Source organism: Blastopirellula marina, assembly GCF_002967715.1.
GTDB classification, from domain to species: domain Bacteria; phylum Planctomycetota; class Planctomycetia; order Pirellulales; family Pirellulaceae; genus Bremerella; species Bremerella marina_B.
In genome coordinates this window covers 99,885-112,284 of sequence record NZ_PUIA01000014.1, presented here as the reverse complement: position 1 = coordinate 112,284, position 12,400 = coordinate 99,885, and the positions used below count along the sequence as shown (strand labels likewise).

The following is a 12,400-nucleotide window of genomic DNA, read 5'->3' as shown; positions in this document are numbered from 1 at the left end:
TCAAGAGTTCCATCGGTAGAAAGATCTGAATGCCGATTACAAGGCAAAAATCCTGAACATTACCGGGCAAAAAGAGTAACTATTCCCCGATTTGCCCTTCTGAATTCCCCTCGGCAACCTGGATCGGCTGAATCGCTATATCTTGAGATCCCAGACCAACTTGCGACGATCCTTCTACCCATACCCGCACGTGGCAAGGCCCGTGGCAACTTTCGGGAATTTCGAGCTTCGTCAGGAATTTGCCGTCGGACTGTTGGGCTTCCACCATTTGCCACAGCCGGTCGTTGGCTGACTGGTAGGTTTTGGTGTATTGGGAAAGCTGTTCGTGAAGCGGCTCGTAGGTTGCCCGCTTGGAAAGCTGAGCCACACACCCATCTCGGCGGCAAACAAGTTCGACCCGCACCTTACCAGGTAGCGACGTCTTGCCGACAATCTCGATCGAAGAGCCCGGATGGGCAACTTCCGGGGCGGAAACCTCGACCGGCGAAGCATGTGGCAGCTTCAGCAGTGGATCGCCCAACAAGTTGAACAAAGCCATGTGCTCCAAACGTTCTTCCCGCAGCAGCTTCGGCTTGGGACTGACCAGGGCGGCCATCGTGTCGAGCATCTTCCGATTGCCGGACTTGCCTTCCTGCTGCATTGCTTCGCGCTTCGCATGAAGCAGTAGTTGCCCAAGCGTCGGCTGCTGTTCTTCAAAGTACTGCTGCAGCATCTCGGTTCCCATGACGCTCATCGCGTATGGCATCGTCACACGCGATCCGGCAAACACGGCGACAGGGCCCCCTTTTTCCCGCAGTAGCTTTTCGGCCAGGCAGTCGCGCGGGGCGTCGAATGCCCCAGTATAGCACGACAAAAAGATCGCGATCGGGCTCGCTGATTCGTTATGCAGCGCGGCGACATCCTTGTTAGTCAAAATGGGGTAGGCATCGTTGGGAACGCGGATATAGTCGAGCGTTTCGACGTGTCCGTGCCCCATATAGACCCAGAAAAGCCCCCCTTCATTGAGCTGTCGCACGACTTCGTCGCGGAATTCGCGGGGATCTGGGCAGTAGATACTCCGCCAGCTTCCCTGGGCGACGACGGCCTCGAAATGGGGTGGGATCTCGTCGGTAAGAAACTTTTTGGTGACCGTCTCCATCATGGTATCGACGGCCGAACCAAAGCCACCGACGCCCGCCACGAAGTGCAAACGTCGTTGCCAGTCGCCAGGCGGAAGCTTCGATTCATAGTCGATCGTTTTGGCAACGATCGTTTTCAGGTCTTCTTCGTTACTGACGGAAAACCGCCCGACGGCGATGTCAGGTACCTGGTCGTCATCGAGATCGGCGTAGTAGTTATCGGTGGGAATCTCAGGCTCGGAGCCAAAATGGACGTTGACGACCGCTTTCTGGTAATGCACCGGGATACCGACCTCGCCTGACTTATCGGCGACGGCGTCGCCCACCAGCAGAACCTGCTTCAGGGGGCCACTATTGGCGGCGTCACGAATGGTGCTGCGGATCTTCTCCTTCGAATCCACATCGGTCACCACCCCGATGTGGTATCCCTGCTGCATGCGGTACTCGAACCAGGGACGCATGGCCGGGACGTAGGCCTCGGGGCATACGACCAGGGTATCGAAGGCCTCAGGTGCCGAGGCTTCCGGCGCGGCCATCAAAAGTGCCAGGACTAGGATCGAAGTCATTGCGAAACGATCGGGAAAGGAGAATTCTGCTGAAAATGAGCACTTTTGGCCAAGTGGTCAGAAAATGCCCGACATTGGGGAGTGTATCGATTTGCCCCGCGAGAATGAAGCCGAATTCCCCCAGAATGGCGCTACACCGCAGTTCCGCCTCGTTGACCGGATCCCCTGCTTCGCGCTACACTAGTTGGGTTCGTCTGGAATTGATTGCTATCACTGGAGAAAGTTCGTGGCAGGTTCGTGTGTTATTGGTTTGCAGTGGGGTGACGAGGCCAAAGGTAAACTCGTCGATCTTTTGACCCAGCACCACGACATCGTCGCCCGATTTTTGGGCGGTGCTAACGCCGGCCATACCGTGGTCGACGGCGAAAACGTATACAAGCTGCACCATATTCCCAGTGGTATTCTCCGCAGCGAAGTCCTGAACGTTATTACGGCTGGTGTGGTAATCAACCCACCCATCCTGCTAGGCGAAATGGACGGCCTGACCGATCGGGGTGTCCCGATCGACAATCTGCGTCTGAGTGACCGCTCGCATATCATCTTCCCCTGGCACATCGCCGAAGACCGCGCGATGAACCAAGGGACTGCCGACGGCGAAAACATTGGCACCACGCTCCGCGGTATTGGCCCTTGCTACCGCGACAAGGTCGGCCGCAGCTATGCAATCCGCCTGGGCGACATGATGCGTCCCAACTTCAAAGACAAGGTCTTCATGATCTGCGACAAGAAGAATCGCACGATTGCCAGCATGTACGAAGATGGCTCGTTCGAGCCGCTCGACGCCGCGAAGATCTACGACGAATTCGCCGCCTATGCCGAGCGTCTGCGTCCGTTTGTATGTGATTCGACCGACCTGCTGCTCAATGCCGTCGACGACCACAAGACCATTCTGTTCGAGGGTGCCCAAGGTGCACTGCTCGACGTCGACCACGGCACCTATCCATTCGTAACCAGCAGCAACAGCTCTGGCGTTGGTGCTTCGGCTGGTGCCGGCGTCCCTGCCAAGCACATCGATCAAGTGATTGGTGTCGCCAAGGCCTACAGCACACGTGTGGGTGGCGGCCCGTTCCCAACCGAGTTGAACGACGAAACAGGCGAAAAGATCCGCATCCGCGGCAACGAATTCGGCACGACGACCGGTCGTCCACGCCGCACCGGCTGGTTCGATGCGGTAGCCGTTCGTTACACGGCCCGTGTCAGCGGTATCGATGTCCTGTCCCTCATGATGCTGGACGTTCTGTCGACCTTCGACGAGCTGAAGATCTGTGTGGCCTATGAACTCGATGGCGAGCAGATTACCCGCTTCCCTTCGCATGTTGACGACATTCGCAAAGTAAAGCCGGTCTACGAAACGCTTCCTGGCTGGCAGGAAGAAATCACCGGCGCACGTTCGATGGATGATCTTCCTGAAAACGCCCTGGCGTATGTCCGCCGTATCGAAGAACTGGTCGGTTTTCCGGTCGGCGTCGTTTCGGTCGGCCCCGATCGAAAGCAAACGATCTTTACCTCTGACGTGCTAAAGCTGGCGACCACGTAAGTATTATCCGCCAATCCCGCGTTGAAATGCATCCGAGGGACGCGTCATAATAGGGAATCGTTAAGCGTCCCCATATTTCGACTCCCTTGGCTCAATTTAGCGACGTGTCAAAAACGGCTACGACAGCGCGACATCCGATCGAAGACATCCCTCGCGAGCGGTTCCCCAAACACATCGCCGTGATTATGGATGGCAATGGCCGGTGGGCTCAGCGGCAAGGATTGCCCCGGATCGAGGGGCACCGGCGGGGTGTGCATTCGGTTCGCGCCACGGTCGAAGAATGTGCCCGGCTGAAGATCGACCAGCTGACGCTCTACTGTCTTTCCAGCGAGAACTGGAAGCGCCCTCAGCACGAACTCGATTTTCTCATGCACTTGCTCGAGCAGTACATGATTGAAGAACGCGCGACGATCATGAAACAGAACGTCCGCGTGAAGATCATCGGTCGCCGCGACGGTATCCCAGATCAGGTCCAACGCGAGATGGACAAAACCATCGAGCTAAGTGCCGCCAACACGGGCACCACGCTGTGCCTGGCAATCAACTACGGCGGCCGGGCCGAAATGGTCGACGCCGTGCAGTGCATTGCCGAAGGGGTCAAAGAAGGCCGCCTGAAAACGGAAGACATCACCGAAGAAACGATCGCCGAGCATCTGTATACCCGCGGGATGCCTGATCCAGACCTCATGATTCGGACCGCTGGCGAGATGCGGATCAGCAATTTCCTGCTCTGGCAAGTCAGCTATTCCGAGCTGTGGGTGACCGATCTTTGCTGGCCAGAGTTTCGCGAAGAGACGTTGCGAGACGCCATCGAAAACTTCGCTTCACGCGATCGCCGTTTTGGCGGACTTACCAACCAAGGGCCTTCAGGAGTTGACGCGTGCTCAAGTGGCGATTGATTGGAGCGATTGCCATTATTGTGCCCCTCTGCGGACTTTGCTGGCTCGACTACAACTACAACTTTGGCCGCCCTGGCATTTGGCTGTTGCCATTGGTATTGCTTTTGGGGGTGATGGCCGCGGAAGAAGTGCTTGACCTGTTGCGGGCCAAGCAGCTGCGTCCCATTGGCTGGTCTTGCCACCTGGGAACGTTCATCGTGATCGCCTCGGCGAGCCTGCCGATCTGGTGGCCATCGACCGATCTCCCTTCGCTAGCCAACCAGGCCGAGTGTACGCTCTATGCGCTGGCCTTCGGCGTGGTCCTTTCGATCCTGGGAGAAATGCGCCGCTACGAAAAGCCTGGCCAATCGATGATCCACTTGGGACTAACCATCTTTTCCATCTTTTACGTCGGCGGCCTACTCAGCTTTGTCGTTCGCCTGCGTCTGGTGCAACAAGGAACCGAGGACGGCAACGCCTACGGTATGCTGGCGTTGGTCGCGATGATTGTCGTTGTGAAGATTTCGGACATCGGGGCCTACTTTATTGGTTCGAACTTCGGTCGCACGAAACTTGTCCCCAGGCTATCTCCCGGCAAGACGCTGGAAGGAACCTTGGGTGGCCTGGCGACCTCGTGCCTGGGAAGCTACGTGATGTTCGAGTGGGTCGGACCATGGATGCTCGGCGGCGAGGTAACATCGATTCCGTACGGTTGGTTGATCTTCGCCCTGCTGGTTTCACCGGCAGGTATGCTAGGCGACCTGGCCGAGTCGATGTTCAAACGCGATATGGAAACCAAAGACTCCAGCAAATGGCTCATCGGTTTGGGTGGCGTGCTCGACGTGCTCGATTCGATGCTGCTGGGAGCGCCCATGGCACTGTTGTGCTGGGAAGTTGGGATTGTCGGCCCCGGCCGTTAAGTTAAGCAAAATACGCAAACTTGATCAACGACACACGATTCTCAACAAATATCTAACTTCAAACTGACTAACGAGTTACAATCTGCCAGGGCATAATAACGATTCCCATGCCCGAAACATTGTCTATATTTTGACATAGGAATTCTTCCTTTCCAGGATAAGGCAATAGGTATTGCCCAATCGATGTACGAAGCGACGATCAAATTTTTGGACCACGCATCGGTCCTCCAACTATTCGGCAGCCGCGATCAACACCTCAGGCGAATTCGTGATTCGTTGAACGTAACGATCACGCATCGTGACGAGCGGGTCAGCATTTCCGGAGAAGAGCGGAACGTCGTCAAAGCGATGAAGGTCGTCGAAGATCTGCGTCATCGCCTGGAACGCAACGGTGCCCTATTCTCGGAAGACCTGGACGAAGCCCTTTCCGACGCCAACGGCGAGTCGATCCCCCGCAAGACGATACCGATTTCGACTTTCCAGAAAGGGGGCGGAGTCAAGCCTCGTACGCCTGGGCAAGTCGCTTACGTCGAAGCGATTCGCAGCCATAATATGGTCTTCGCCCTGGGACCTGCCGGTACCGGTAAAACGTACCTGGCTGTCGCCATGGCGGTAGAAGCTTTGCTGGAAAACCGGATCGGTAAGATCGTACTGGTACGACCGGCAGTGGAAGCCGGCGAGCAGCTTGGGTTCCTTCCGGGTACTTTGTATGAGAAGATCAATCCTTACCTGCGTCCGATGCTAGATTCGCTCACCGAGATGATGGAGCCCAACCTCATCACGCAGTACATGGCCACCGACGTGATTGAAGTCGTTCCGCTGGCGTTCATGCGTGGACGTACGCTCAAAAATGCCTTCATTATTTTGGACGAAGCCCAGAACACGACCACTTCGCAAATGAAGATGTTCCTGACCCGCATGGGAAAGGACTCGCGAATGGTTATCAGTGGCGATACAACTCAGAATGACTTGCCGCCTCGCGTGCGAAGCGGTTTGACCGATGCCCTTTATCGCCTCCGCAATATCGATGGTATTGCTCGCGTCGAGTTAACAACAGCAGATATCCAGCGTCATCCGCTGGTTCAAAAGATTGTGGATGCCTACGAAACGGACTCGCAAGACGAGCCTGTCAGCGAAGGCAACTAAAACATGGCGCAGCCAGGTAAGACCAGAAAACGTGCGAAACATGTCGCGTCGCTAGAGCTTCCTCCCGGAACGTTCCGGCGATTCATCTCTGAGCTGTCGCATCCCGACAAGCTGCTGTACTTAGCCTGCGCGTTGTTCGCGGCGATTGCCTTGTGGTTGGTAACCGGCGCGTGGAATCCGCCGATGCAGTACCGCCCGGGGTACGTTCCGCCGTCGGAGATCCACCCGCGGGTACAGTTTTCGGTCCTCGACCCCTTGGCGACTGCCAAGGCCGAACGCGACGCGGAGAACGAGGCCAAGTCGGTTTACCTGAACGAGCCGGCACGAATTGATCAACTGCGTGCCCGTTTGCAATCGATCATTGTTCAGCTCACCACGGCCAAGCAGTTCGATGTGGAAGTCGAGCGTCTCTGGAACGAGTTCTTTCCGATCGCTGACGACGATGTCACTCCGGTCAGCCCAATGGAGCGAGAAGAACAGTTTCAAAAGCTGAAGGCCTTGTTCGCACGCGAGAACATGCTTACGGCGTTCGAGCAGAGCATTGCGAACGCCCTCAAGCCATTCGCTTCACGCGGTATCATGGCTCCCGAGCAACTCGACGAGAAGCAGGGGCAAGCGGCCAGTATCATCGTCGTGACACCAGGCCCCAATGCGACCAAGCAGATTATCTCGCAGAACGATGTGCTCAAGGCGCAAGTCTTTGAAAGCATTCGCAACCAATTGAAAACTCATTTGGAAAACTTGGCCAAAGGAGAAGACATCAGCTTCCTAGTCGAAGCGGTCGACTTTTGGATCGACAAGAACCTGCCGGGAACCCTCTTCATCGATAAGGCAGCGACGGCAAAAGAACGAGAAGATGCCGTCGCAGCGGTCGAGCCGGTGATGCATATCTACTCGACCAAAGACGCCGTCGTTTTGCCTGGCAAGCCGCTGGATGCCACGGGAATCGAACTGCTACACGCCGAGCACCGCGCCTACATTGATCAGCGCAGTTTCTTTTCCAAGACGATTTATTCGCTGGCCATCCTGGGGATGTACTACGCCCTGGGTACCTTGTGTGCGATCTATCTTGTTTTCAAATGCCCCAGCATTTTGAAAGATCTGAACGAATATTTGCTTTTCCTGATTCCAACCTGTGCGACGATAGCATTGGGCTATTGGTTTGACGATCGCTGGCAGGCAGAGATCATTCCGGCGATGATTCTGGCCATGACTGTTTCGATTGTCTATCGCCAAGAGTTTGCCCTTCTGGTAACCGCGTGTGTCAGCCTGGCGATTGTGCTGACCAGTGGCACAAGTCTGGTGGCCTTCGTGACGATTGCCGCCACTTGTAGTGCCGCAACGTTATCGATGAACCGGATTCGCAGCCGCAACAAGCTGATCTTCGTAGGTCTGTGGGCTGGCGTGGTGGCGTTTACCACCAAGTATGGCGTGAGTATTGTTTCAGGGCAGCCCGCTACGATCGCCCTGCTTCAAGCGGCTGCCTGGCAGGGCGTTTACGCCGTGGGTGCCGGCTTCCTGATGACCGGCCTGCTACCGTTTGTCGAAAAGGCATACGGCATCCTCACCGATATCAGCCTTCTGGAACTGGGTGATGCGGCGCATCCGCTGCTGCAGAAGCTCGCCCAGCGAGCCCCAGGCACGTATAACCACTCGATCACGGTCGCTTCGATAGCCGAGTCGGCGGCCGATTCGATCGGAGCCAATGGCCTTCTGGTGCGTGTCGGTGCCTACTTCCATGACATCGGCAAGATGATGAAGCCAGAGTACTTCATCGAAAACCAGAGCGCCTCGGACAACCGTCACGAAGGACTGAACCCGGCGATCAGTACCCTGGTGATCATCGCCCACGTGAAAGACGGTGCCGACCTTGCGCGTCAAAACCGGTTGCCGCGGGCTATTATCGATTTTATCGAACAGCACCACGGCACGACCCTGGTCGAATACTTCTACCGTGTTGCCAGCGCCAAAGTGGAAGCCAACCCGGACGAACGCGAAGTGGATGAAACGATCTACCGCTATCCCGGGCCGAAACCGCAAACCAAAGAGGCAGCCGTGCTGATGATTTGCGACGCGGTCGAAAGTGCGTGCCGTACGCTCGTCGAGCCAACTGCTTCCCGCATTGAAGCCCTGGTGGAAGAGCTTTCGATGAAGCGACTACTCGACGGGCAGTTCGACGAATGTGGCCTGACGCTCCGCGAACTGCGTCAGATTCAATCGAGCGTGACCAAGAGCCTCACCGCAGTCTACCATGGCCGTGTGAAGTACCCCAGTTCGCAGCCTGCATAAAGCGAGACCGATGTCCTCGGACTACGAAATAAATCTTTCCAATCGCCAAACAGAATTTCCTGTACCGCAGGAACTCTTCGAGAAAGCTGTCCAGGCAGTCTTCGCGGGCGAAGGCTACCCGCGCGGCGAAGTCGGGATCGCTATCGTCGACAACGCCGAAATCCACGACTGCAACGTTCGCTTCCTGCAGCACGACTATCCGACCGATGTCATCACCTTCCCGATGGACGAGGAAGATGACTTCCTGTCCGGCGAGATCATGATCAGTGCCGAGTACGCCGCCGACGAGGCGCGGCAGCACGGCTGGAAGATCGAAGAGGAAATGACCCTTTACGTTGTGCATGGCTGCCTGCACCTGGCCGGCTACGACGATCATGAAGATGCCGACCGTCAGAAAATGCGGCGTCTGGAAAAGCACTATCTCAGCAAACTGGGTATTGCGTACGCAGACCAGGCGTCTGCGTCCAGTTCCCCTAGTCAAGGAGCAACCTAGGCGATGGGACCAACGCTTTTCGTCTGGCTCGCGACTTCAAGCTGGCTGGTTTTGATCCTGTCTTCCATCGCCGCGACCATTCTGCCGGACATGTTCTGGCACGACTTGGAAGAGTACTGTGAAAAGAATGATCGTCCGCGCCTATTCAGTACCATTCACGAACATCATGAAATCGCCGCCCTGGCTGCCCAAGCACTTCAGGTGCTAAGCCTGGCGATCTTTCTGATTTCCAGTCAGGCCTGGCTGCTTGGTTTCCGCGAAGGATCGCTGCTGGATGCGTTCACCTTTATTGGTGACGTGGCCGGGGTGACGTTGGTTTTGATGGTTACAATGGTTTGGATTCCCTGGGCCGTCGCCGAACACTTCGGACCTCCGTTCATCTATTACACGTGGCCCCTCTGGTCGACCGTGAGCATCATTCTGTACCCGGTAACGTACGGCGTCGATTTCCTGGGGGGCATGATGAAGCGTGCCGCTGGTATCGTCGACGAACCACAGGATGAGGAAGAAGAGTTTGAAGAAGAGATCCGCACGATCGTGACCGAGGCGATCCGCGAAGGTCACATCGAAGAAGATGCCCGCGAAATGATCGAAGGGGTGATGGACCTCGACGATACGGAAACGGTCAGCATCATGACGCCGCGCAGCGAGATCGATTCGCTGGCGGCGACAACCCCCTGGTGGGAAATCGTCGAGTTCATCTCGAAAACAGGCCGCACCCGCATCCCGATATGGGATGGTAGTCGCGACAACTTCGCCGGCCTGCTTTACGTGAAAGACCTTCTACCGGAACTGGCTCGTCCCGAATCGACGCGTAAATCGCTGCTCGATCTGGCTCGACCGATCATTCACGTACCGCAGAGTATGACCGTCAGCGAACTGCTGAAGTACTTCCTGCGAAAGCGAACGCACCTGGCCCTGGTTGTCGACGAATACCATGCGGTGACCGGCCTGGTGACGATCGAGGACGTGCTGGAGGAGATCGTCGGGGAAATCGTCGACGAGCACGATATCGATGAAACCGACAACGGCATCATCCAGATCTCGGATGAAGAAGCGGACGTGACCGGTAAGGCCCACGTGGAAGACATCAACGAGATCCTGGGCATGGAACTTCCTGAAGAAGACGACTACGATACGATCGGCGGTTTGGTCATCCACGAAATGAAACGAATCCCCAAACCAGGCGAACAGCTTCAGGTGGGGGACGTTTCGATCCAGGTTGTTGCCTCCGATCGCCGCCGAATTCACCAGTTGCGGCTGATCCGCTCGAAGCCAAACAAGGTTCAGTCAGCATAGCTAGCTCGTTTTTTCGCCCCGCGTTCGAAGTTCGCATCGGAAATCCCTCATCTTATGTCGGCGGAAAAATCGCTAGCTATCGTCATTCGCACCGTCGATTTCAGCGAGACATCTTGTATCGCGACGCTATTTACCGAGGATTTCGGCAAGATCACCGCCCTGGCCAAGGGATGCAAGCGTCCTAAAAGCCCGTTTGAGTCTGCTCTTGACGTTTTGACCGTAAGTCGAATAGTCTTCCTCCACAAAAAAAGCGACAGCCTAGACTTGCTGACCGAAGCGAAGGTCGAAAGACGATTTCGCGCAGGGCAGAAGAGTACCGAACACCTGTACGCCGGGTATTACCTGGCCGAGCTTTTAGCACAGTTGACGGACCACTCTGACCCGCACCCGGAATTGTTTCATTTGGCCGACGAAACCCTTTCGCAGCTGAATCAGCTTGAGGCCGTTGCTCCTTTGGTGTTGCGGTTCGAAATGATGTTACTGCGCCACCTCGGCCAATTGCCTGAACTGACGCAGTGCGTCGAAACGGGAGAACCGATTGCCGAGACGGGCCGTACTCCATTTGGGCTGCTCGCTGGTGGTGTACTTTCGAGAAGAGCCCGGAGCGGACATCGGCAGGTCATCGACGTGGCCGTAGAAACGCTACAACTCCTTTCGATTTATGCCGCAGAAGACGAGCGTTGGAAACGTACGGAAATTCCTTCGCGTCTGGCCATGGAGGTCCGGGCACTCGTCAACAGATACCTCAGCCATACCCTGGGCAAGACACCCAGATTGAGAGAGTACCTGCAGATTCTCTCGATTTGAGTTTGGGTTGGACCACGCATAGGGCAAGGAAGTCCTCGATGATGAAAACCACCACGATCGTCACCCTCGGCATTTTGTCGACAGCGTCCGCCATCGGCTGTACCAATTTCGGCCAGCGCGATCCGGTTCCGCCGCCGACCGTCTTCAACCCAACTGGCAGCGAGGTCTCGCAAGTCAGCTACGAAGAAGAAGGGGTACAGCGTGGCCAGTCTCCAGAAGCGGGAGAAGCTACCGGCAACTCGTGGTGGGACCCGACTGGGGTTGGTGCCAAGACCTTAGAGGTGACGGGGAACACATCGGAAAACAAAGCCCTGGCCAAGAATCTGTTTAAGCAAGCGGAAACACTTTACGAACAAGGCATGGCCGCTGAAGGAAAAGAACGCGCCGCGAAGCTGAATGAAGCCGCTGGCCTGTTCAAACGAGCTGGGGTCTATGCTCCTGATTCCGCAATCGAGGAAGACTCGCTGATGTATGCCGGCGAGTGCTACTTCTTTCTCGATAACTACCCCGAAGCCACCAAGCAGTACGATCAGCTCGTTAAGAAGTATCAGAACTCGAAACACCTGGACGCCGTCGGTGCCCGACGCTTCAAATTGGCTCGCTATTGGCTCGATCGCCACTCCAAGGAACGTTCGTGGGCCATTCAGCCTAACTTCACCGACGAACAGCTTCCGCTGTTCGACCGCTTTGGCAACGCGATCAAACTGTTCGATCTGATTCGCCTGGACGATCCGACCGGCGACCTGGCAGACGATGCGACCCTGGCCGCCGCGAACGCGCACTTCCGTGAAGGTAATTTTGAATCGGCCGATCGCTTCTACACCGACCTGCGCGAAAACTTCCCCACCAGCGAACACCAGTTCACTGCTCATTACTTGGGTGTAGTCACAAAATTGAAGGTTTACCAAGGCCCCGAATACGACGGCAAGCCGCTGGAAGAGGCCGAGAAACTGTTGACGCGAATCAAGCGTCAGTTTCCCGACAAAACACAAGAAAACATGAAGGTCATCGAGAAGCTCGACTTCGATATTCGAGCCGCTCAAGCCGAACGCTTGTGGCAGAAAGCCGCGTTCTATGATGGTCGGGCCGAGTACCAGGGTGCTTACCATTATTACGCCCAGGTGATCGACAAATTCCCGAGTTCCAACATGGCCGAAGCGGCCAAGAAACGAATCGACGAGATTAAAGGACGTCCAGGTACTCCGGTACCTCCTGCCCAGTTCCTTTACGGTTGGCTGGAACGCAAAAAAGATTTGCCGATACCTTCGCAAACGCCGATCGAAAACATCGCCACTCGCGCGGATGACGATACGGAAACGCGGTAGGTTCCCTAAAGCGATAAGATTT

The 12,400-nt window shown here is 56.1% G+C and carries 10 protein-coding genes; 9 read left to right on the top strand and 1 reads right to left on the bottom strand.

Annotation, left to right across the window (positions count from 1 at the left end; all coding sequences use genetic code 11):
• Positions 1–79: 79 nt before the first annotated feature.
• Positions 80–1,684: a C25 family cysteine peptidase gene (locus C5Y96_RS01815; protein WP_105349842.1), complete on the bottom strand. Its 1,605-nt coding sequence runs from the start codon at positions 1,682–1,684 to the stop codon at positions 80–82.
• A gap of 226 nt (positions 1,685–1,910) precedes the next feature.
• Here C5Y96_RS01815 and C5Y96_RS01810 point away from each other — a divergent pair, with 226 nt between their 5' ends.
• From C5Y96_RS01810 to C5Y96_RS01770, 9 genes are all read left to right on the top strand, one after another.
• Positions 1,911–3,221, top strand: a complete 1,311-nt coding sequence (locus C5Y96_RS01810) for an adenylosuccinate synthase (protein WP_199188608.1) — start codon at positions 1,911–1,913, stop codon at positions 3,219–3,221.
• Positions 3,222–3,325: 104 nt separating this feature from the next.
• Positions 3,326–4,120, top strand: a complete 795-nt coding sequence (locus tag C5Y96_RS01805) for an isoprenyl transferase (protein ID WP_105349863.1) — start codon at positions 3,326–3,328, stop codon at positions 4,118–4,120.
• A complete protein-coding gene (locus C5Y96_RS01800; RefSeq protein WP_105349841.1) occupies positions 4,102–5,019 on the top strand; it encodes a phosphatidate cytidylyltransferase in 918 nt (305 codons plus the stop codon). Before C5Y96_RS01805 ends, C5Y96_RS01800 begins: the two co-directional genes overlap by 19 nt.
• 183 nt (positions 5,020–5,202) lie before the next feature.
• Complete coding sequence (locus C5Y96_RS01795) at positions 5,203–6,165, top strand: PhoH family protein (protein ID WP_105349840.1); 963 nt, start codon at positions 5,203–5,205, stop codon at positions 6,163–6,165.
• A 3-nt stretch (positions 6,166–6,168) separates the two neighbouring features.
• The gene (locus C5Y96_RS01790; protein ID WP_105349839.1) at positions 6,169–8,454 is read left to right on the top strand and encodes an HD family phosphohydrolase; all 2,286 of its coding nucleotides are present in this window, start codon (positions 6,169–6,171) and stop codon (positions 8,452–8,454) included.
• A gap of 10 nt (positions 8,455–8,464) precedes the next feature.
• Entirely contained in the window at positions 8,465–8,947 is a 483-nt protein-coding gene (gene ybeY, locus C5Y96_RS01785; protein ID WP_105349838.1) for an rRNA maturation RNase YbeY, read from the top strand.
• Between the two features lie 3 nt (positions 8,948–8,950).
• Positions 8,951–10,246, top strand: a complete 1,296-nt coding sequence (locus tag C5Y96_RS01780) for a hemolysin family protein (protein ID WP_105349837.1) — start codon at positions 8,951–8,953, stop codon at positions 10,244–10,246.
• A 54-nt stretch (positions 10,247–10,300) separates the two neighbouring features.
• Positions 10,301–11,053 carry a DNA repair protein RecO gene (gene recO, locus C5Y96_RS01775; RefSeq protein ID WP_105349836.1) on the top strand — a complete coding sequence of 251 codons (753 nt, stop codon included), beginning with the start codon at positions 10,301–10,303 and terminating at the stop codon, positions 11,051–11,053.
• Between the two features lie 38 nt (positions 11,054–11,091).
• Positions 11,092–12,378, top strand: a complete 1,287-nt coding sequence (locus C5Y96_RS01770; RefSeq protein ID WP_105349835.1) for a tetratricopeptide repeat protein — start codon at positions 11,092–11,094, stop codon at positions 12,376–12,378.
• Positions 12,379–12,400: the final 22 nt, after the last annotated feature.